At 61.8% G+C, this 19,659-nt stretch carries 19 protein-coding genes, 2 pseudogenes and 1 riboswitch; of the genes and pseudogenes, 13 read left to right on the forward strand and 8 right to left on the reverse strand.

From position 1 onward, the window contains the following. Positions 1-136 (reverse strand): annotated as a pseudogene (locus AF337_RS42725) (sugar ABC transporter substrate-binding protein); the annotation flags it as partial. A gap of 14 nt (positions 137-150) precedes the next feature. Between AF337_RS42725 and AF337_RS42730 the strand changes: the two are divergent. The 4 genes from AF337_RS42730 to queE all read left to right on the forward strand — a co-directional run bounded on the left by AF337_RS42730 (position 151) and on the right by queE (position 2,407). Then, positions 151-444, forward strand: a complete 294-nt coding sequence (locus AF337_RS42730) for a hypothetical protein (protein WP_128146187.1) — start codon at positions 151-153, stop codon at positions 442-444. Positions 445-615: 171 nt separating this feature from the next. After that, positions 616-1,326 (forward strand): 7-cyano-7-deazaguanine synthase QueC, encoded by a 711-nt coding sequence (gene queC, locus AF337_RS29525; protein WP_049734963.1) that lies wholly within the window; start codon positions 616-618, stop codon positions 1,324-1,326. Beyond that, entirely contained in the window at positions 1,326-1,682 is a 357-nt protein-coding gene (gene queD / locus AF337_RS29530; protein WP_049734964.1) for a 6-carboxytetrahydropterin synthase QueD, read from the forward strand. Before queC ends, queD begins: the two co-directional genes overlap by 1 nt. Beyond that, positions 1,679-2,407 (forward strand): 7-carboxy-7-deazaguanine synthase QueE, encoded by a 729-nt coding sequence (gene queE, locus AF337_RS29535; protein WP_049734965.1) that lies wholly within the window; start codon positions 1,679-1,681, stop codon positions 2,405-2,407. The genes queD and queE overlap by 4 nt, the downstream gene beginning before the upstream one ends. A 2-nt stretch (positions 2,408-2,409) precedes the next feature. Here the strand turns inward: queE and AF337_RS29540 are convergent, their stop codons facing one another. The 6 genes from AF337_RS29540 to AF337_RS29565 all read right to left on the reverse strand — a co-directional run bounded on the left by AF337_RS29540 (position 2,410) and on the right by AF337_RS29565 (position 10,684). Beyond that, positions 2,410-3,633 carry an adenylate/guanylate cyclase domain-containing protein gene (locus AF337_RS29540; protein ID WP_049734966.1) on the reverse strand — a complete coding sequence of 408 codons (1,224 nt, stop codon included), beginning with the start codon at positions 3,631-3,633 and terminating at the stop codon, positions 2,410-2,412. 105 nt (positions 3,634-3,738) lie between these two features. Then, positions 3,739-4,713, reverse strand: a complete 975-nt coding sequence (nrdF, locus tag AF337_RS29545; RefSeq protein ID WP_049734967.1) for a class 1b ribonucleoside-diphosphate reductase subunit beta — start codon at positions 4,711-4,713, stop codon at positions 3,739-3,741. Between the two features lie 200 nt (positions 4,714-4,913). Next, positions 4,914-7,118, reverse strand: coding sequence for a class 1b ribonucleoside-diphosphate reductase subunit alpha (gene nrdE, locus AF337_RS29550; protein WP_049734968.1), 2,205 nt, complete (start codon positions 7,116-7,118; stop codon positions 4,914-4,916). After that, complete coding sequence (gene nrdI / locus AF337_RS29555) at positions 7,097-7,513, reverse strand: class Ib ribonucleoside-diphosphate reductase assembly flavoprotein NrdI (RefSeq protein ID WP_049734969.1); 417 nt, start codon at positions 7,511-7,513, stop codon at positions 7,097-7,099. The genes nrdE and nrdI overlap by 22 nt, the downstream gene beginning before the upstream one ends. A 13-nt stretch (positions 7,514-7,526) precedes the next feature. Continuing rightward, positions 7,527-7,748 (reverse strand): glutaredoxin-like protein NrdH, encoded by a 222-nt coding sequence (gene nrdH / locus AF337_RS29560; protein ID WP_049734970.1) that lies wholly within the window; start codon positions 7,746-7,748, stop codon positions 7,527-7,529. 262 nt (positions 7,749-8,010) lie between these two features. Further along, positions 8,011-8,236: riboswitch (cobalamin riboswitch) on the reverse strand. Between the two features lie 201 nt (positions 8,237-8,437). Next, entirely contained in the window at positions 8,438-10,684 is a 2,247-nt protein-coding gene (locus tag AF337_RS29565) for a heavy metal translocating P-type ATPase (protein WP_049734971.1), read from the reverse strand. Positions 10,685-10,756: 72 nt separating this feature from the next. Here AF337_RS29565 and AF337_RS29570 point away from each other — a divergent pair, with 72 nt between their 5' ends. Both AF337_RS29570 and AF337_RS29575 read left to right on the forward strand, forming a co-directional pair. Beyond that, positions 10,757-11,179: a MerR family transcriptional regulator gene (locus AF337_RS29570; RefSeq protein ID WP_049734972.1), complete on the forward strand. Its 423-nt coding sequence runs from the start codon at positions 10,757-10,759 to the stop codon at positions 11,177-11,179. 67 nt (positions 11,180-11,246) lie between these two features. Next, complete coding sequence (locus AF337_RS29575; RefSeq protein WP_049734973.1) at positions 11,247-12,455, forward strand: TIGR03862 family flavoprotein; 1,209 nt, start codon at positions 11,247-11,249, stop codon at positions 12,453-12,455. A gap of 50 nt (positions 12,456-12,505) precedes the next feature. Here the strand turns inward: AF337_RS29575 and msrB are convergent. Next, positions 12,506-12,985: pseudogene (gene msrB / locus AF337_RS29580) on the reverse strand (peptide-methionine (R)-S-oxide reductase MsrB); the annotation flags it as partial. Between the two features lie 200 nt (positions 12,986-13,185). Here msrB and AF337_RS29585 point away from each other — a divergent pair. The 7 genes from AF337_RS29585 to AF337_RS29615 all read left to right on the forward strand — a co-directional run bounded on the left by AF337_RS29585 (position 13,186) and on the right by AF337_RS29615 (position 19,624). Further along, the gene (locus AF337_RS29585; RefSeq protein ID WP_049734974.1) at positions 13,186-14,145 is read left to right on the forward strand and encodes a helix-turn-helix domain-containing protein; all 960 of its coding nucleotides are present in this window, start codon (positions 13,186-13,188) and stop codon (positions 14,143-14,145) included. A gap of 165 nt (positions 14,146-14,310) precedes the next feature. Next, a complete protein-coding gene (adh, locus tag AF337_RS29590; protein WP_049734975.1) occupies positions 14,311-15,819 on the forward strand; it encodes an aldehyde dehydrogenase in 1,509 nt (502 codons plus the stop codon). A 95-nt stretch (positions 15,820-15,914) separates the two neighbouring features. Further along, positions 15,915-16,307, forward strand: a complete 393-nt coding sequence (locus AF337_RS29595) for a DUF779 domain-containing protein (RefSeq protein ID WP_049734976.1) — start codon at positions 15,915-15,917, stop codon at positions 16,305-16,307. Positions 16,308-16,492: 185 nt separating this feature from the next. Then, on the forward strand, positions 16,493-17,089 hold the full coding sequence (locus AF337_RS29600) for a DJ-1/PfpI family protein (protein ID WP_049734977.1): 597 nt from the start codon (positions 16,493-16,495) through the stop codon (positions 17,087-17,089). 23 nt (positions 17,090-17,112) lie between these two features. Then, on the forward strand, positions 17,113-17,463 hold the full coding sequence (locus AF337_RS29605; RefSeq protein ID WP_049734978.1) for a ribbon-helix-helix domain-containing protein: 351 nt from the start codon (positions 17,113-17,115) through the stop codon (positions 17,461-17,463). Positions 17,464-17,637: 174 nt separating this feature from the next. Continuing rightward, positions 17,638-18,345: an SDR family NAD(P)-dependent oxidoreductase gene (locus tag AF337_RS29610; protein WP_049734979.1), complete on the forward strand. Its 708-nt coding sequence runs from the start codon at positions 17,638-17,640 to the stop codon at positions 18,343-18,345. Positions 18,346-18,490: 145 nt separating this feature from the next. Then, on the forward strand, positions 18,491-19,624 hold the full coding sequence (locus tag AF337_RS29615) for a calcium:cation antiporter (protein WP_049734985.1): 1,134 nt from the start codon (positions 18,491-18,493) through the stop codon (positions 19,622-19,624). The last annotated feature ends 35 nt before the right edge of the window (positions 19,625-19,659 follow it).

The raw sequence follows: 19,659 nt of genomic DNA on the forward strand, positions 1-19,659 counted from the left end.
CGTTCAAAGCCGCCGCCTCGCCGCCCGACGTCCACCAGTGCAGCATCTGCACTTCTTTCACGTCGGCGGCCTGCGCTGCACCGAGGCCAGCCATCATCACGACGGCAATTGCCGCCGAGCTCAAAAACTTGCGCATGAAATTCCTCCCATTTGAAAATCGGCGGCGGGCCCTCCCTGCCGCCCGATGTTTTCCGCCGTTGCGGCGGTCGACATACGGCCGCGCTCCTCCGCGCGGTTGCTAATTTAAAACGTTATAAGCTACCGGTCGTCAAGTCCTTTCTCGACTCCCGAGAAAAATATGGCTATTCCATCATCATATTGAATTACTTGTATATTTCTACACCTCGACAACAACCGCCGAAAGTCGACACGATGCAAGAGGAGGCGACGGTGGCCGACGAGGATCGGGGACGCATGCTGCTTCAGCGCCATCAACAATGCTGACGCTGAGGACCTGCGCGCCCTGTCGCCGCCGCAATTAGATTTGGCGATCGGTGAAAACGAACAACTTTCAAGGCTGACATCTTAAAACTGTTTGCATCGCGCGGGATTTCGCCTAGAAGCACGCCGTAATCCGGTCGCAGCCCACCCGGTCAAAACAAGGGAATCCAAAATATGAAGACTATCGTCGTCTGCTCTGGCGGACTCGACTCCGTTTCGCTTGCCCACAAAATGGCAGCGGAACAACAACTGATCGGCCTCGTCTCCTTCGACTACGGCCAGCGCCATCGCAAGGAACTCGACTTCGCCGCCCGGTGCGCCGCACGCCTTGCCGTACCCCATCATATCATCGACATCGCCGCCATCGGCGGCCATCTCAGCGGATCGGCGCTGACCGATAATGTCGAGGTTCCCGACGGCCACTACGCCGAGGAGACCATGAAGGCCACCGTGGTGCCGAACCGCAATGCCATCATGCTGGCGATTGCATTCGGCCTGGCCGCCGCGCAAAAGGCCGATGCCGTTGCCGTCGCCGTGCATGGCGGCGACCACTTCATCTACCCCGACTGCCGCCCGGGCTTCATCGACGCCTTTCAGCGCATGCAGAACGAAGCGCTGGACGGTTATGCCAGCGTCCGATTGCTTGCGCCCTATGTCGATGTCCCCAAGGCGGCGATCGTCGCGGACGGCGAAAAGTATGCGACGCCGTTTGCCGAGACCTGGTCATGCTACAAGGGCGGCAGGCTGCATTGCGGGCGCTGCGGAACTTGCGTCGAACGCCGCGAGGCTTTCCATCTCGCCGGTATTTCCGATCCGACGGACTATGAAGACCGGGATTTCTGGAAAGCGGCCGTGTCGCAATATTCCGCGGCGGAGGTGCGTTGATGTACCGCATCACCAAGGAGTTCCATCTCTCCGCTTCGCACCAGCTGGATCATCTGCCGGCCGAGCATCAATGCGCCAGGCTTCACGGCCATAACTATATCGTGGTCGTCGAACTCTCCGCCGAAAGCCTGAACGATGACGGCTTCGTTCGCGACTATAACGACCTTTCGCCGCTCAAGCGCTATATCGACGAAACCCTCGATCATCGCCATCTGAACGAGGTCTTCGGCCACTCGAAAGTCACCTCCGAATTCCTCGCCAAGCACTTTTACGACTGGTGCAGAGAGCACTTCCCCGAGACCTCGTCGGTCCGCGTCAGCGAGACGCCAAAGACCTGGGCGGAGTACCGGCCATGAGCGGAGAGACCATTCGCGTCAGCGAGATCTTTGGCCCGACCATCCAGGGCGAAGGCGCTTTGATCGGCCTGCCGACGGTGTTCGTCCGGACAGGCGGCTGTGACTATCGCTGCTCCTGGTGCGACAGCCTTCACGCCGTCGACGGCGCCTTCCGCAATCAATGGATTCCCATGTCCACCGAGGCGATCTGGCAGGAGGTCACCAAGCTCTCCGGAGGCAGGCCGATGACGGTTTCGCTTTCCGGAGGCAATCCGGCGATACAGCCCCTAGGGCCACTGATCGAATTCGGCCATTCCCAAGGCTACCGATTCGCGCTGGAAACCCAGGGAAGCGTCGCTCGCAACTGGTTTCGCGATCTCGACATGCTGGTCTTGAGCCCTAAGCCGCCGTCAAGCGGAATGCTGACGGATTGGGAAGAGGTCGACAATTGTCTCCGGCTCGCCGCCGGCGGTCCCGAGATCGCCTTGAAAATCGTCGTCTTCGACGATGACGACTACGCCTTCGCCCAACAGGCGGGCCGGCGCTACCCCTATGTTCCCTTGTACCTTCAGCCGGGCAACCATACGCCGCCGCCGCCCGATGACGACGACGCCCGCATCGATATCGACGGCGTGATGGACCGGATGCACTGGCTCGTCGAGAAAGTGACCGTTGATGGATGGTTTGCCCCGCGCGTGCTGCCGCAGTTGCACGTGCTGCTGTGGGGAAACAAACGCGGCGTCTGAGCCTACCCCTCCGGGAAAGCGAAGACATCGACAGGCTCGCCGAGCCCGCGCAGCGGGAAGGTGCCAAGGCTGTCCATGTCTTTCGCGCAGCCCGCCATTTCGACGAAGGCCCGCGACAGGAGCACCGGACGCTTGACCTCCTTGGTCAGGCTTTCCAGCCGCGAGGCGACATTGACCGCCGGGCCGATGACGGTGAAATCCAGCCGCCGGCGCGAGCCGATATTGCCGTACATGACGTCGCCGACATGCACGCCGACGCCGTAGCGCAGCGGATCGCGCCCCATGCGCACATGCTCCTCGTTCAATTCAGTCATCGACGCCTGCCCCTCACGGATCGCCTGCAGCAGATCGAGGCAGGCCGTGTCCTTGCTCAGCGGGAAGATCGCCAGCAATCCGTCGCCCATGAACTTCAGGATTTCGCCGCCGTAGCGTTCGATCGGATCCGACATCGCGTCGAAATAATCGTTGAGCAGATGGATGACATCGTCGCGCGGCCAGAGATCGGAGATCGCCGTAAAATCGCGTAGGTCGCAGATCATGATTGCCGCTCCGACAGTGGCGCCGCTGCCGCGCGTCGTCACACCCGACAGGATCTGCTCGCTCGCATGCGGCCCGACATAGGTCTGCAGCAACGTGCGCGCCATGATGTTTTTCAGCCGGATTTCGCTGACAAGCGTTAGCGCTGGCAGGAGATCGCGCAGGAAATCGACATGTTCGCGCTCGAAGCCGCCCGGCCGGTTGGTGGAAAATGTAGCGACATGGCGTTTGCCCAAGGTGTGTTCGACGGGCCAGGCGATATACTCGGTCAAACCGTCGTCGCGCAGGTCCTGATAGAATGAATCCAAGTCGCCGTCGGCTGCGCCTTCCAGCTGCCTGCGCACCTCCACCGCACCCTGATGGATCGCGTTGACCGGACTGGTCAGGAACTCCGGCGTGTTTTCGACGCCATAGGCGAATGTATCGATCTTCGCCTCCGCCAGTCCCTCCTTCCAAAGAATGCGGGCACCGACCCATTGCGGGTGGTTCACCCTGAAATGCAGCGTCGCCCGCGCCACCGGCACGCCGGCCGCCAGCAGCTTCCCACACATGTCCACCAGGATATTGTCGATGAAACGCTCGCCCCGCGTCTCGTTCACCAGCCAGTCGAGAATCCGTCTCCGGCGAATCGGCCAGACGCCTTCGTCCGCCTCGACTGAGGTCCCGACCTTGTTCAAAAAAGACGACATCTAAAACTCCCGCTACGCCACTTCACTGGCAAGTGCCGAACTCAATTTTCCCGCTGAATGTGGTCGATGGGAAAGCAAATGATAAGGGGAGGTATCGATTAAACCTCAGAAATCCCAATCCTCGTCCTCGGTCGCCACGGCCTTGCCGATGACATAGGACGAGCCGGAGCCGGAGAAGAAGTCATGGTTCTCGTCGGCATTCGGCGAAAGCGCCGATAGGATCGCCGGATTGACCTTGCAGGCCTCGGCCGGGAAAAGCGCCTCGTAGCCGAGGTTCATCAGCGCCTTGTTGGCGTTGTAATGCAGGAATTTCTTGACGTCCTCGGTCAGCCCGACGCCGTCATAGAGCGCCTCGGTATATCTGGCCTCATTGTCGTAGAGTTCGAGCAGCAGGTCGAAGGCGAAATCCTTGATCTCCTGCCGCCTCTCCTCGGAAAGCCGCTCCAGCCCGCGTTGGAACTTGAAGCCGATATAATAGCCGTGCACCGCCTCGTCGCGGATGATCAGCCGGATCATGTCGGCCGTGTTGGTCAGCTTTGCCCGGCTTGACCAGTACATCGGCAGATAGAAGCCGGAATAGAACAGGAAGCTTTCGAGGAAGACGCTGGCAACCTTCTTCTTCAAGGGATCGCCGGAACCATACTGCTCCATGATCAGCACCGATTTGCGCTGCAGGAACTCGTTTTCTTCAGACCAGCGATAGGCATCGTCGACGTCGGGCGTCGAGCACAGCGTCGAGAAGATCGAGGAATAGGAGCGCGCATGCACCGCCTCCATGAAGGAGATGTTGGAAAGCACCGCCTCCTCATGCGGCGTTGCCGCATCCTCCATCAGCCTGATGGAGCCGACGCCATTCTGGATCGTATCGAGCAGCGTCAGCCCGGTGAAGACGCGGATGGTCAACTGCTGCTCGGCCGGCGTCAGCGTCGCCCAGGAAGGAATGTCGTTGGACAGCGGCACTTTCTCAGGCAGCCAGAAATTGCCGGTCAGCCGGTTCCAGACTTCGAGATCCTTATCGTCCTCGATGCGGTTCCAGTTGATGGCGCGCACGCGGGAGACGGGTTTCAATTGCATGTTCATTAGGTGGTCCCTTTTGAGGAATATGTGCGATTTGCCCCTCATCCGCCTGCCGGCACCTTCTCCCCGCGCGCGGGGCGAAGGGGGTATGCCGCAAGCCCCCCGTTCCCCACAAGCCTCTCGCAGGGCACGTCCCCTCCCCCCGTCAAAACGGGGAGAGGGTTAGGGTGAGGGGCATCTTGCTGATCCGGAGCGAATTCAAATCACAGCGTACAAGACACGCAGCCCTGCACCTCGGTGCCGGACAGCGCCATCTGGCGAAGGCGGATGTAGTAGATCGTCTTGATGCCCTTCCTCCAGGCGTAAATCTGCGCCTTGTTGATATCGCGCGTCGTTGCCGTGTCGCGGAAGAACAGAGTCAGCGACAGGCCCTGATCGACATGCTGGGTCGCCGCCGCATAGGTATCGATGATCTTCTCTGCGCCGATCTCATAGGCGTCCTGATAATAATCGAGATTGTCGTTGGTCATGAACGGCGCCGGATAGTAGACGCGGCCGATCTTGCCTTCCTTGCGGATCTCGATCTTCGAGACGATCGGATGGATCGAGGAGGTCGAGTGGTTGATGTAGGAGATCGAGCCCGTCGGCGGCACCGCCTGCAGGTTCTGATTATAGAGGCCGGAGGCCATGACGGCCTTCTTCAGCGCCGCCCAGTCTTCCTGCGTCGGAATAGGAATGCCGGCATTGTCGAACAGCGCCTGCACCTTCTCGGTCGCCGGCTTCCATTCCTGTTCGGTATATTTGTCGAAATAGTCACCGGAGGCATATTTCGAATTTTCGAAGCCCTTGAAGCGTTGGCCTCGTTCGACTGCCAGCAGGTTCGAGGCGCGGATCGCGTGATAGGTCACCGTATAGAAATAGATATTGGTGAAATCGACGCCTTCCTCCGAGCCATAGAAGATGCGTTCGCGGGCGAGATAACCGTGCAGGTTCATCTGGCCGAGGCCGATCGCATGGCTGTCGTCATTGCCCTTCTCGATCGACGGAACCGAGGCGATGTGGCTCATGTCGGAGACCGCCGTCAGCGCCCGGATCGAGGTCTCGATCGTCCTGCCGAAATCGGTGGAATCCATGGCCGCGGCGATATTCAGCGAGCCGAGATTGCAGGAAATATCCTTGCCGAGATGCTTGTAGGAGAGGTCGTCATTGTAGTCGCTCGCCTCGCTCACCTGCAAGATCTCCGAGCAGAGATTGCTCATGGAGATGCGACCCGCAACCGGGTTTGCCCGGTTCACCGTGTCCTCGAACATGATGTAGGGATAGCCGCTCTCGAACTGGATTTCGGCAAGCACCTGGAAGAATTCACGCGCTTTGATCTTCTTCTTCGAGATGCGGGCGTCCGCCACCATCTCCCGGTACTTTTCCGTCACCGAAATCTCGGTGAAGGGCACACCATAGACGCGCTCGACGTCATAGGGCGAGAACAGATACATGTCCTCATTGTTTTTCGCGAGTTCGAAGGTGATGTCGGGCACGACGACGCCGAGCGACAGCGTCTTGATGCGGATCTTCTCGTCGGCATTTTCGCGCTTGGTGTCGAGGAAACGCATGATGTCAGGGTGATGGGCATTGAGATAGACGGCGCCCGCCCCCTGGCGGGCACCGAGCTGGTTGGCATAGGAGAAGCTGTCTTCGAGCAGTTTCATGACGGGGATGATGCCCGACGACTGGTTCTCGATCTGCTTGATCGGCGCACCGGCCTCGCGGATGTTGGTGAGAGACAGCGCGACGCCACCGCCACGTTTCGACAATTGCAGCGCCGAATTGATCGACCGACCGATCGATTCCATATTGTCCTCGACCCGCAGCAGGAAGCAGGAGACGAGTTCGCCGCGCTGTTGCTTGCCGGCATTGAGGAAGGTCGGCGTCGCCGGCTGAAAACGGCCGGAAATGATCTCGTCGACCATGTCGCGGGCAAGGGCCTCGTCGCCGCGCGCCAGGGTCAGCGCCACCATGCAGATGCGGTCCTCGTAGCGCTCGAGATAGCGCTTCCCGTCGAAGGTCTTCAGCGTATAGCTGGTGTAATATTTGAAGGCGCCGAGGAAGGTCGGGAAACGGAATTTCCTGGCATAGGCCTGATCGAACAGGTCGCGGACGAAATTGAACGAATATTGATCGAGAACCTCCTGCTCGTAATAGCCCTCGGTGACGAGGTAATCGAGCTTTTCCCGGAGATTGTGAAAGAACACGGTGTTCTGGTTCACATGCTGCAGGAAATACTGCTTCGCCGCCATGCGGTCCTTGTCGAGCTGGATCCTGCCCTCGTCGTTATAGAGGTTCAGCATCGCGTTCAGCGCGTGATAGTCGAGCGTCTCCGCCGCTTTCAAAGGGCGTTCGCCGGCGGGATGAGCAAAAGTGTTATGCGGTTTTGCGCCCGCATCCCGCGTCAGAGTTGTTCCCGTGTCCAAAACCGTTCCATTCCGCGTTTGACGTTGGCGACATCCTCCTCCGTGCCGATGAGCTCGAACCTGTAGAGGTAAGGCACCTGGCATTTCTGCGAGATCACGTCGCCGGCGAGCCCATATGTCTCGCCGAAATTGCTGTTGCCCGCGGCAATCACGCCCCGGATGCGTCCTCGATTCTCCGCATCGTTCAAGAAACGGATCACCTGCTTGGGAACGGCCCCCTTTACGATCCCTGGGCCGCCGGCGCCGCTATAGGTCGGCACGACAAGCACGAAGGGTTCGCGGATATGGAACGCCTCTGCGCCGCTTGAGGGAATGCGCGCCGCGCGCAGTCCGAGCTTGGCGACGAAGCGATGGGTATTCTCGGATCGGCTGGAATAATAGACGATCAGGCCCATCGCCTTTCCTCGGTCAGGAGAGCGCGCTGATCATATCCGGACGGAACCCCGCCCAATGCTGCTCGCCGGCAACGACGACGGGAACCTGCATATAGCCCATGCCGCGCACACGATCGAGCGCCTCGGCGTCCTCGGAGATATCGACGACGTCGTAATCGACGCCCAGGCGGTCGAGGGCGCGATAGGTGGCGGTGCATTGGACGCAGGCGGGTTTGCTGTAGACGGTAACGCTCATCATGTTCCTCGTGATGTCAAAGAATTCAGGACGCAATACTTCGATCGGTCGCCTTGCGGCGTCCGGGGCAACGTTTGATGGTGATCTGGCAAAGACGGCGCTTTAGACGCCTGAGACGATCCCTTTCGGGATTTGCGCGGGCGGCGGCCTTGATATTCTGGACATGAATTCAACCCCGAAGTGCTCATGCGGACGTTCGGGGCAGCGCAGCAGGCGCGGATCATTCCGCTGTCATGCACGCGACCTTCCGGACACCCCGCCCGTGGACATCTCGTTCAAGGCAGGTCTCCTGGCTTGCGGGTCGAAGCACCCTGCCCCAGCCTTCCCGAGGAATCATGCCTCAGTGACCTGAAATCGGACAGTTGCTCGCCGCTTACAGTTGCGGGGGCAGCTCCGGCCTTGTTGCGCCGTCATGGCGAAACGCACCGTATTCCCGTCTTAGCCCGCGATCCTGACGAATCGAAGGAACCTTGAACACTAGATATAGTATGCCAATCAAAATTTGTGTCAACGGATGGTTTGCGCCTTGCGTTACGACAGGTTTGAAATCGCTGCGTTCCTGTGAAAATTATGGATAACGAAGGCTTAAAGAAAACAGGCTGTGGAGAAGGGCCGGATGAAGAGGACCGACCCGTAGCCGGCCCTCAGATTTTTGTTTCCTGGTCAGGCCCGAACCGTCCCCCGAATCGTCACTGTCCCTTTATCCGAAGCAGCCTAAGTGCATTGATCGTCACCAGCACGGTGGCGCCGGTATCGGCGAGAATCGCCGGCCAGAGCCCGGTGATCCCCATGATCGTCGTCACCAGGAACACCGCCTTCAGCCCGAGCGCGATGGTGATATTCTGCAGGATGTTGCGCATCGTGCGTTTGGACAGCTCGATCATTCGTGCCACATCGCCGACGCGCCCGTGCAGCACGGCGGCATCCGCCGTTTCCAGCGCCACATCGGTGCCACCGCCCATAGCGATGCCAATATCGGCGGCGGCCAGCGCCGGAGCGTCGTTGATGCCGTCGCCGACCTTGGCGACGATGAAACCCTGGCGCTTCAATTCGCCGACGACCCGTTGCTTGTCCTCCGGCATCATCTCGCCGCGCCAGTCGATGCCGAGCATGCCGGCAACGGCTGCCGCCGTCCGGTTGTTGTCGCCCGTCAGCATCATTGCCTTGACGCCGGCCGATTTCAGGGCGGTGAGCCCGGCCTGCGCATCCTCGCGCGGCTCGTCACGCATGGCGATCAGGCCGGCCGCAACACCATTGACGAGCAGCACCGATACGCTCTTGCCCTCGTCATTCAGAACAGTGATGCGTGCATCCTTGTCGCCGTCGAGGGCCCCGCGCTCGCGGGCAGCGGACGGCGACAGCAGATCGAGCGTCTCGCCGCCGACTTTGCCGCTGACCCCCTTGCCCGGCAGCGCTTCCAGTTCGAAAGCCGGCGGCACGGGGACGCCGCCAGCCTTGGCGCGTTTGAGGATCGCCAGCGCCAAGGGGTGGCTGGAGCCCTGCTCCAGCACTGCCGCGCGCGACAAGATCTGCGCCTCACTCAATCCGAAGGAAACGATATCAGTCACTTGAGGCTTGCCTTCCGTCAGCGTGCCTGTCTTATCGAAGGCGACCATCGTCACCTTGCCGAGCGTTTCCAACACCGCGCCGCCCTTCATCAGCAGTCCGCGCCGGGCGCCTGCTGAAAGCGAGGCGGCGATCGCCGCCGGCGTCGAGATGACAAGCGCGCAGGGGCAGCCGATCAGCAGGATGGCAAGGCCCTTGTAGATCCATTCGTCCCACGCCCCAGCGAGGAATAGCGGCGGAACGACCGCGACCAATGCTGCGACCACCACGACGCCGGGCGTGTAATAACGCGAGAAGCGGTCGATGAAGCGTTCGGTCGGCGCCTTCGATTCCTGCGCCTCCTCCACCAGCTTGACGACTCGGGCGATGGTATTGTCGGCAGCCGCCGCCGTGACGCGAACCCGGAGCACCGCATCGCCATTCACCGTTCCGGCAAAGACGACGGCATCGACGCCCTTGCGCACCGGCGTGCTCTCGCCGGTCACCGGCGCCTCGTCGATCGCGCTCTCGCCCGAGACGATGATGCCATCAGCCGAGATGCGATCGCCCGGACGCACCATGATGATCGCGCCGACGGCGAGGCTTTCCGCCGGCACCTCCCGCGTCTGGCCATTGTCTTCCAGCAGCGCGTTCTTCGGCACCAAGGCCGTCAGCGACTGGATGCTTTCGCGCGCCTTGCCGGCCGCGACACCCTCCAGCAGCTCGCCGACGAGGAACAGGAACACGACAGTGGCCGCCTCCTCCCCCGCATTGATGATGACGGCGCCGACGGCGGCGATCGTCATCAGCATTTCGATCGAAAACGGCGTGCCTGAGAACGCCGCCATGACAGCGCGCCGCGCGATCGGCACCAGACCGATGAGCATGGCGACGATGAAGGCATAGGACCCGATCGCAGGTATGAGATGGCCCACGGCATAGGCGGCAATCAGCGCCGCACCCGAGAGGATGGTCAGCCGGCCCTTCCTGCTCTGCCACCAGGGACCGGTCATCGGCCCATGATCGTGGCCATGCAGGCCTTCGATTTCCTTCTCGCCATGATCATGGTCATGGCCGGGCTGATCATGGCCATCATGATCGTGATCGTGGTCGCCATGGTCGTGGTGGCGATGATCGTGCGCGCCGTGGTCCTGCGCCGGCGCCGCGCTTCCGGCAAAGGGCCATACCGAATAACCGAGCCCCGTCACTCTCTTCTCGATCGCCTTGAGGTCGCTGCTGCCGTCATGCCGGACGGTCATCGTGCCCGCCATCACCGAGACGGAAACATCGGCGACCCCTGCCACGCGCCTGACCGCCGTATCGATCTTGCTCGCGCAGGCAGCGCAATCCATGCCGCCGACCCGGTATCGTGTCTCGCTCGTCTCAGCCATGATCCGCTTCCTTGTCAAACAGAAGCATCCCTCCTACATCCTCTAGCGACTAGAGGTGCAAGAGGAAAAATCATGAAAAAGATCACGATCGGTGAAGCGGCGCGCCGGAGCGGGGTCAAAGTGCCGACGGTGCGCTATTACGAGAGCATCTGCCTGCTCGCGGCACCGAGCCGCAGCGAAGGCAACCAGCGCTCCTTCGAACCCGCCGATATCAGCCGCCTCGCCTTCATCCGCCATGCCCGCGAACTTGGCTTCGAGATCGAGGCGATCCGCACGCTGCTGACCCTGCAGGACGATCCGCACCAATCCTGCGCCTCGGCCGACGCCATCGCCAAGGCCCGTCTCATCGAAGTCGAGCAGCGCATCCGCAGTCTGATGGCTTTGAAGGCCGAGCTGGAAACCATGGTGGAAGGCTGCGGCCACGGCCGCGTCGACCAATGCCGCGTCATCGAGGTGCTCGCCGACCACGGCCAATGCACGCATGCGCATCACTGATCCCGCCCTTGCAGGCAAGGCGTAGCCGCGCCAAAACGGCATCAGAAAGAATCGGGCAAAGACATCCATGAGTCAGAAGCGAATTGCCATCATCGGCGGCGGCCCGGCGGGCCTGGCGGCCGCCGAACTGCTTTCGCTCTCCGGCCATGCGGTGACGGTTTACGACGCCATGCCGACTTTCGCCCGCAAATTTCTGCTGGCCGGCAAATCGGGTCTGAACATCACCCATTCCGAGGATTATGCCCGTTTCGCCACGCGCTTCGGCGCCGCCTCTGCCCGGCTACGGCCGGCTCTCGATGCCTTTACCCCTAGCGATATCAGGGATTGGGCGGCAGGGCTCGGGACAGAGACCTTCGTCGGTTCGTCCGGCCGGGTTTTCCCGACGGTGATGAAAGCCTCTCCCTTGCTGCGCGCCTGGCTCAGAAGATTGGAGGCGCAGGGCACCACGCTCCGCACCCGCCACCGCTGGGTTGGATTTGCCGATCAGGGCTATGTTTTCGAAACGCCGGAAGGGCGCAGCATCGTCCATTGCGACGCCGCCCTGCTGGCGCTCGGCGGCGCAAGCTGGCCGCGTCTCGGCTCCGATGCAAGCTGGCTGCCCTGGTTACTGGAGAAGGGTGTCGAGATCGACGCCTTCCAGCCAGCCAATTGCGGCTTCGTCGTCGGCTGGAGCGAAAGCTTTCGCGAACGTTTCGCCGGCGAGCCGGTAAAATCGGTCACCGCCACCTCCGAAGCCGGCACCTTTCCCGGCGAATTCGTCATCACCGCAAACGGCATAGAGGGCAGCCTGGTCTACGCTCATGCGGCGAGCCTCCGCGACCGGCTGCTGGACCGCGGCAGCGCTGCCCTGACGCTCGACCTCGCCCCTGGCCGCACGGTCGAACGGCTGACCCGCGATCTTACACGGCAGGACGCCAAATCGAGCTTCTCGAACCGCCTGCGCAAGGGCGCCGGCCTCGACGGCGTCAAGGCGGCGTTGCTGCGGGAACTCGCTCCCGAGCGCGACCGAACCGAGCCCGGACGCCTCGCCGGCATGATCAAGGCCCTGCCGGTCCCGCTTCTCGATACGAGGCCGATTGCCGAGGCCATTTCCTCGGCCGGCGGCATCCGCTGGAGCGGCATCGACGACGGCTTCATGTTGAAGGCACTGCCGGGCACCTTCGTTGCCGGCGAGATGCTCGACTGGGAAGCGCCGACCGGCGGCTACCTCCTCACCGCCTGCCTTGCGACCGGCCGCGCCGCGGCGCGCGGCATCGAGGCCTGGCTGGACCGATAGGCACCGGCGCTCGCAGGCTGAACAGCAAACAAGAACTTCCCTCGATCAGGCGAGGCTGCACGAAACGTCATGACAAGGCCATTCATGCAGTAGCGAAGCCCAGTCGGCTTCGGGCCATTATCGAAGACATGTCCGAGATGGCCGCCACAGCGGCTACAATGGACCGCCGTGCGCGCCATCCCGAAACTGGTGTCATTTGTGGTGCCGACGGCATGGGCGAGTGGTGCCCAAAAGCTCGGCCAGCCGGTGCCGCTGTCGAATTTCGTTGCCGAGGAAAAGAGCTTTTGGTCGCAGCCGACGCAAGCGAAAGTGCCTTTCCGCTCCTCATGCAGCAGGGCGCTGGAGAAGGGTTTTTCCGTCCCAGCCTCACGTAGGATGACAAACTGGTCCGGCGTCAGCAGCTTATGCCATTCCTCATCGGTGTGGGTCACTGCAAACGTTTCGTCGGCGATCGCCTTGCCGACCAGACCAGCGCGAACGGCAAGCGCCCCGAAAACGGTCGTCATCAGCAACAATCGTCTGTTCAGCATGATCAGGATCTCCCCATCTGGCAAAGCCTTGTTCTGTGGGAAAATACGGGCGGGAGAAGTCTTTGTTACATTCTCACCGCTCAAACACCGAAATGTGATGCCGCCCCCTTTCGCCGCACGCTGACGGCCGCCACGTACCGCCTGATTGCAAACCCGCGGTTTTTCCATCAGACTGTGCTGAAGTTCCGTGGGAGGAGCAGATGCACGAACAGTCAGCGCATGCAGAGCATGTCTATACCTCTGCCCAGCGCGATTCCGCCGCGGCCAGCTCTCCGGTGGTCGCCTCCTGGCGGCGATGCATGACCATGCATCAGCTCGCCCCCGAGGATGAACGGGCGCCGCTGCGCCTGACCGATGAGGAATTCCGGCGCGCCCGCGAACAGTCCGGGCAGTTGATCGCCAGCGCGACTGAGGAACTCGATCGCCTCTTTACCGCCGTCGGCAAGGCCGGCTGCTGCCTGCTTCTGACTGACAAGAATGGTATTGCGCTGGAGCGGCGGGGAGCAGCCGGCGACGACAAGGAATTCCGCGAACTCGGCCTCTGGACCGGCTCCGTCTGGACCGAGGCAAGCATCGGCACCAACGGCATCGGCACCGCGCTTGCCGATGAACGCGCCGTCGCCATCTTTCGCGACCAGCATTTCTTCTGCGCCAATACCAGCCTCAGCTGCACGACGGCGCCGATCCGCGATCACCGTGGCCGGCTGGCCGCCGCCCTCGACATCTCCACCTGCCGCGAAGACGTCAACGAAATGACCTTGGCGATCCTGACACAGACCGTGCGCGATGCGGCGATGCGCATCGAACTCAACCTCTTCCGTTCGGCCTTTCCCAGCGCCCGCTTCCTGATGGTTCCGGCCGGCGCCAACTCGGCCGCTGCCCTACTGGCCGTCGACCGGCATGACCTCGTGCTCGGGGCGACGCGCGCCGCCCGCATCGCGCTGCAGCTGGACGACAAGCGAATCGCCGCCGGTATTCCGGCCGCCGATGCTCTCCGCGAAGCGAGCGTCTCGCAGCAGGAAGAGATGGTCGAGGCGGAGAAGGCAGCCTTGCTGCGTGCGCTGTCGCGCGCCGGCGGCAACGTCTCCCAGGCGGCGATCGCGCTTGGCATCAGCCGCGCCACCCTGCACCGGAAGATGAAGAAGCTCGACCTCCACTGATCGGCTCGAAGGTTACGCCGTTGCGGCAATCGGGCGCCGATCCTGTCGCAACTCTGCGACACTGTGCACTGCGGTATCGAAGACCCACCCTGTTCCCTTCGCCAAAACACGCACATTTTCCTCCCACTGGTTCACTGGGAACCTGGATCATCACGGGAGGATGATATGCTTCATCAGAAAATCGTCGAGTCGCCGTTCAAGCTGAAATACGGCAATTATATCGGCGGCGAATGGCGCGAGCCGGTCGAAGGCAAGTATTTCGAAAACCTGACGCCGGTCACCGGCGGCAAGCTCTGCGACATTCCCCGTTCCAATGAAAAGGACATCAATCTCGCGCTCGATGCCGCCCACGCGGCCAAGGAAAAATGGGGCCGCACTTCCGCTGCCGAGCGCTCCAATATCCTCATGAAGATCGCCCAGCGGATGGAGGACAAGCTGGAATTGCTGGCCCAGGCCGAGACCTGGGACAATGGCAAACCGATCCGCGAGACGATGGCGGCCGACATTCCGCTGGCGATCGACCACTTCCGCTACTTCGCCTCCTGCATCCGCGCCCAGGAAGGTTCGATCGGCGAGATCGATCACGATACGATCGCCTATCACTTCCACGAACCGCTCGGCGTCGTCGGCCAGATCATTCCCTGGAACTTCCCGATCCTGATGGCCACGTGGAAACTGGCTCCGGCGCTTGCGGCCGGCAACTGCGTCGTCTTGAAGCCTGCCGAGCAGACGCCGGCCTCGATCCTGCTCTGGGCCGAACTGGTCGGCGATCTGCTGCCGCCCGGCGTGCTCAACATCGTCAACGGTTTCGGCATCGAGGCCGGCAAGCCGCTGGCGACCAGCTCCCGCATCGCCAAGATCGCCTTTACCGGCGAGACGACGACCGGCCGGCTGATCATGCAATATGCCAGCCAGAACCTCATTCCGGTGACCCTGGAACTCGGCGGCAAATCGCCGAACATCTTCTTCGCCGATGTGATGGCCGAGGATGACGACTTCCTCGACAAGGCACTCGAAGGCTTTGCGATGTTTGCTCTCAATCAGGGCGAAGTCTGCACCTGCCCGAGCCGTGCCCTCGTCCAGGAATCGATCTATGACCGCTTCATGGAAAAGGCGGTCAAGCGCGTCGAGGCGATCAAGCAGGGCAACCCGCTCGACAGCGCGACGATGATCGGTGCCCAGGCCTCGACCGAGCAACTCGAAAAGATCCTCGCCTATCTCGACATCGGCAAGCAGGAAGGCGCCGAGGTTCTGACCGGCGGCTCCCGCAACGATCTCGGCGGCGATCTGGCGAACGGCTATTACGTCAAGCCGACGATCTTCAAGGGTCACAACAAGATGCGGGTGTTCCAGGAGGAGATCTTCGGACCTGTGGTCTCGGTCACGACCTTCAAGACCGAAAAGGAAGCGCTCGAAATCGCCAACGACACGCTTTACGGCCTCGGCGCCGGTGTCTGGAGCCGCGACGCCAATCGCTGCTACCGTTTCGGCCGCGAGATCCAGGCCGGCCGCGTCTGGACCAATTGCTACCACGCCTACCCCGCCCATGCCGCCTTCGGCGGCTACAAACAGTCCGGCATCGGCCGCGAAACCCACAAGATGATGCTCGACCATTACCAGCAGACCAAGAACATGCTGGTGAGCTACAGCCCGAAGGCGCTTGGCTTCTTCTGAGAAACTCGCGTGGTGGGAGGGGGAAAAGCCCCTCCCCTTGTGGGGAGGGGTTGGGGAGGGGACTTTCTTCCTCCCGAAACTTTGGAGGAAGACCGATGGAAACGACCGTCAACGGCGAACCGCGTGTTCTCGCAACCGACGCGGCCCTTGACCTGATTACTGAGATCAAGCGCGATCATCCCGATATCCTCTTCCACCAGTCCGGCGGCTGCTGCGACGGCTCCTCGCCGATGTGTTATCCCGCCAATGAATTCATGACCGGCGACAGCGACGTCAAACTTGGCGAGATCGGCGGCGTGCCGGTCTATATCAGCGCCAGCCAGTTCGAGGCGTGGAAACATACGCAGCTCATCATCGACGTCGTGCCCGGCCGCGGCGGCATGTTCTCGCTCGATAACGGCCGCGAGAAACGCTTCCTCACCCGCTCCCGCCTCTTCGGCGGCGGCGAGGCCTGCGCCGTCCCTGATGTGACCGTCAAGGCGGTCTAATGCATGTCATCAGGAAGCGTGCAGCGGTTCCGGGCGACATACATGAAAACAAACGACTAAAGCGCGCCGCATGAACCAAATTTGATGCGACGCGCTTTAGGGAATTTCCGCTGTAGTATTCCCATAATACCTTCTGCGCGCAGCTCTTTGTTAATCTCCGGCGGTTGGTTTCAAAGGAGGATACGATGCCAGCTTCAAAAATCCTGATGATCACGGGTGATTTCACCGAAGATTACGAAACCATGGTGCCGTTCCAGACGCTGCTTGCCTGCGGCTACACGGTCGACGCCGTCTGCCCCGGAAAGAAGGCAGGCGAGACCGTCGCCACCGCCATTCATGATTTCGAAGGCGACCAGACCTATTCCGAAAAACGCGGTCATAATTTCGCACTGAACGCCACTTTCGATAGCGTGCGGCCCGAAGACTACGACGCCCTCGTCATCCCCGGCGGCCGCGCGCCGGAATATCTGCGCCTCAATGCAGACGTCATCAAAGCGGTCCGGCACTTCTTCGATGCCGGAAAACCCGTTGCCGCCATCTGCCATGGCGCGCAACTGCTCGCTGCCGCCGGCGTTTTGAAGGGCCGCACCTGCTCGGCCTATCCCGCCTGCCGGCCGGAAGTCGAACTTGCCGGCGGCACCTACGCCGATATCTCAATCACCGATGCGGTCGCGGACGGCAATTTGGTAACGGCGCCGGCCTGGCCGGCGCATCCGTCGTGGCTGCGCCAGTTCATGGCCGTGCTCGATGCGGCAGCGCTGCTCGAAACCAACGCCGCCTGAGGAGGCGGCACCGGGAGGATGACATGTGCGAATTGTTCATCAAGGCGGATGCGCGACTCTGGGAAAGCACCACCCGGTCGCTACGCATCGACGGCATGGTGACCAGCGTCAGGCTGGAGAACTTCTTCTGGTCGAAGCTCGAGGAAGTCGCCCGGCGCGACGGCATGAATGTCGTCCAGCTGATCACCCGGCTGCATCATGAATCGATCGATGCCGGCCATGATCTTGGAAACTTCACCTCCTTCCTGCGCGTCTGCTGCGCCCGCTATCTCGACCTGCAGCTCACCGGCGACATCCCGGCCGATATCACCCGCCCGATTTCCGGCCTTGACGCGCCCGAGATTCTCGGTCGTGAACGGACCAAATATCACTGACGGCCGACCCGACGAGACCGTTGAGCAACGGCGGCGGAGCTGCCTGCGGCTAGCTCCGAGGGCAGTACTGCAGGATGTCTGACCTTGTCGCGGATTCGTGGGCTTGCCTTGCGGCGCAGCCTGTATCAACAATGCGCGCCATCAAGGACCGGCACCGGCAGGAGATCGATTGCCATGAACGACCAGAAAGCCGTGATCGTTACGGGAGCCGGCGGCAACCTCGGCAGCGCCGTTGTCCGTGAACTCGCCGCCGGCGGTGCGAAACTCGTCTGCATGAACCGTTCGAGCCAGGAACTGGAAGCCTTGGCCGGCGATCTTCCCGCCTCCACCGAGTTTCTGTCGATTGCCGGAACGGATCTCACCGATTATGCCTCCTGCGCCGCCGCCGTCGCGCGGGCCGTCAAGCGCTTCGGCGGCGTCAGTGCCTTGGTCAATACGGTCGGCGGCTTCCAGATGGGGCCGGTGGGGCCGGATGCGCCGGCGCAATGGGAGACGATGATGACCGCCAACGCCCGCACGGCGCTGACGATCAGCGCCGCGGTTCTTCCAGCAATGAAGGCCGCGGGCTACGGCCGCATCGTTCATGTCGCTGCGGCACCCGGCCTGAAGGCCGGCGCCAACCAGGCCGCCTACGCCGCCTCGAAAGCCGCCGTCATCCGGCTGACCGAGGCGATCGCTGCGGAAAACCGCGACCACCGCATTACCGCCAACTGCATTTTGCCCGGGACGATCGACACGCCCGAGAACCGCGCCGCCATGCCCAATGCGAAAACGGACGGCTGGGTATCGCCGCAATCGATCGCCCGCCTCATCGCCTTTCTGATTTCGCCGGCCGCAGCCGTCGTTACCGGCGCAGCAATCCCGGCCACCGGCCGCGAATAAGACCAGGGCTACTCCGCTTTAGACGGTTGCATGCCGCTCGGCTTGAGGTACGATTCCTCCTCATAGGATGCGCGGGTAGCGGGCGGGGCGCGATGGTGTTGATGGTCGCATTGCGGCGGCATTTGCCAGAAGGCGGGTGGTTTCGATGACGGAGGGTCCCGCATTGCGCGCCGTCGGCGCGACCAGCCTGCTGCGCGAGGAATGGTTCCTCGGCGTCAGCGTCGCGACGAGCTTGGCATTTCTTGCTTTCCAGGAGCAGATCTTCGGGCAGCTTTCCGATCCGATTTGGTTCACGGTCGTTTTCGGGTGGCTGTTTGCCGTCGTACTCGGCTCCGCTCTGTCGGTCGTGCGACACGCAGACCACCTGGCGGAGCGGCTGAAGGAGCCTTACGGCACGCTCATTCTGACGCTTGCCATCACCTCGATCGAGGTGATGGCAATATCAGCCGTCATGCTTCACGGCGAAAACAATCCCACACTTGCGCGCGACACGCTGTTTGCGGTCGTCATGATCATCCTGAACGGCATGGTCGGCCTGTCGCTGCTGCTCGGCGCATGGCGGCGACCGGAGCAGCAGCATAACCTGCAGGGCGCCAACGCCTATCTCGGGGTGATCGTACCGCTGGCGACCTTGAGCCTGGTCATGCCGACATTCCTGGCAGGCCCGGATGGACAGCATCCATCTGCACCGAGGCAACTGATACTGGGCATAATATCGGTCGGCCTCTATGCGACGTTCCTGTTTCTTCAGGCCGGCCGCCATCGCGACTATTTCGCTGACGACAGCAACCGTCAGGAACCTCACAGCGAACATGTGCCTCGCCACGGACCGGTCTGGCCTCACGCCATCCTGTTATTCGCCTATATGGCTCCCGTCGTCTTCCTGGTCGAACAGCTTGCGCGGCCGATCGATTACATTATCGAAACCCTGCATGCGCCAACCGCATTTGGCGGTGTTGTCATGGCCATCCTTGTCGCGACGCCTGAGGCAATCAGCGCCGTGCGCGCGTCTGTCGCCAACAATCTGCAGCGCTCCGTCAACATCTTCCTCGGTTCGGTATTGTCGACGATCGGGCTGACGGTGCCGGCGATGCTTGTTGTCAGCCAGCTCTACGGACACGCCGTGACACTCGGCCTGGAACACGGCGATCTGGTGATGCTCCTGCTCACGCTTGCCGTCAGCATCATCACCTTCGCCAGCGGCCGCACGCATCTCATGCAAGGTGCGGTCCATCTGGTGCTTTTCCTGGCTTACGTACTGCTCATTTTCCAGCAATGATCCACGCGAGAATAGCAAAGTAAAGAGTTCCACGC

Source organism: Rhizobium ecuadorense (genome assembly GCF_001187535.1).
GTDB lineage: Bacteria > Pseudomonadota > Alphaproteobacteria > Rhizobiales > Rhizobiaceae > Rhizobium > Rhizobium ecuadorense.

Coding starts and splice junctions, on each gene's coding strand:
- queC (WP_049734963.1), top strand. CDS start 616: ATGAAGACTATCGTCGTCTGCTCTGGCGGACTCGACTCCGTTTCGCTT.
- queD (WP_049734964.1), top strand. CDS start 1,326: ATGTACCGCATCACCAAGGAGTTCCATCTCTCCGCTTCGCACCAGCTG.
- queE (WP_049734965.1), top strand. CDS start 1,679: ATGAGCGGAGAGACCATTCGCGTCAGCGAGATCTTTGGCCCGACCATC.
- AF337_RS29540 (WP_049734966.1), bottom strand. CDS start 3,633: ATGTCGTCTTTTTTGAACAAGGTCGGGACCTCAGTCGAGGCGGACGAA.
- nrdF (WP_049734967.1), bottom strand. CDS start 4,713: ATGAACATGCAATTGAAACCCGTCTCCCGCGTGCGCGCCATCAACTGG.
- nrdI (WP_049734969.1), bottom strand. CDS start 7,513: ATGGGCCTGATCGTCTATTATTCCAGCCGATCCGAGAATACCCATCGC.
- nrdH (WP_049734970.1), bottom strand. CDS start 7,748: ATGAGCGTTACCGTCTACAGCAAACCCGCCTGCGTCCAATGCACCGCC.
- AF337_RS29565 (WP_049734971.1), bottom strand. CDS start 10,684: ATGGCTGAGACGAGCGAGACACGATACCGGGTCGGCGGCATGGATTGC.
- AF337_RS29570 (WP_049734972.1), top strand. CDS start 10,757: ATGAAAAAGATCACGATCGGTGAAGCGGCGCGCCGGAGCGGGGTCAAA.
- AF337_RS29575 (WP_049734973.1), top strand. CDS start 11,247: ATGAGTCAGAAGCGAATTGCCATCATCGGCGGCGGCCCGGCGGGCCTG.
- AF337_RS29585 (WP_049734974.1), top strand. CDS start 13,186: ATGCACGAACAGTCAGCGCATGCAGAGCATGTCTATACCTCTGCCCAG.
- adh (WP_049734975.1), top strand. CDS start 14,311: ATGCTTCATCAGAAAATCGTCGAGTCGCCGTTCAAGCTGAAATACGGC.
- AF337_RS29595 (WP_049734976.1), top strand. CDS start 15,915: ATGGAAACGACCGTCAACGGCGAACCGCGTGTTCTCGCAACCGACGCG.
- AF337_RS29600 (WP_049734977.1), top strand. CDS start 16,493: ATGCCAGCTTCAAAAATCCTGATGATCACGGGTGATTTCACCGAAGAT.
- AF337_RS29605 (WP_049734978.1), top strand. CDS start 17,113: ATGTGCGAATTGTTCATCAAGGCGGATGCGCGACTCTGGGAAAGCACC.
- AF337_RS29610 (WP_049734979.1), top strand. CDS start 17,638: ATGAACGACCAGAAAGCCGTGATCGTTACGGGAGCCGGCGGCAACCTC.
- AF337_RS29615 (WP_049734985.1), top strand. CDS start 18,491: ATGACGGAGGGTCCCGCATTGCGCGCCGTCGGCGCGACCAGCCTGCTG.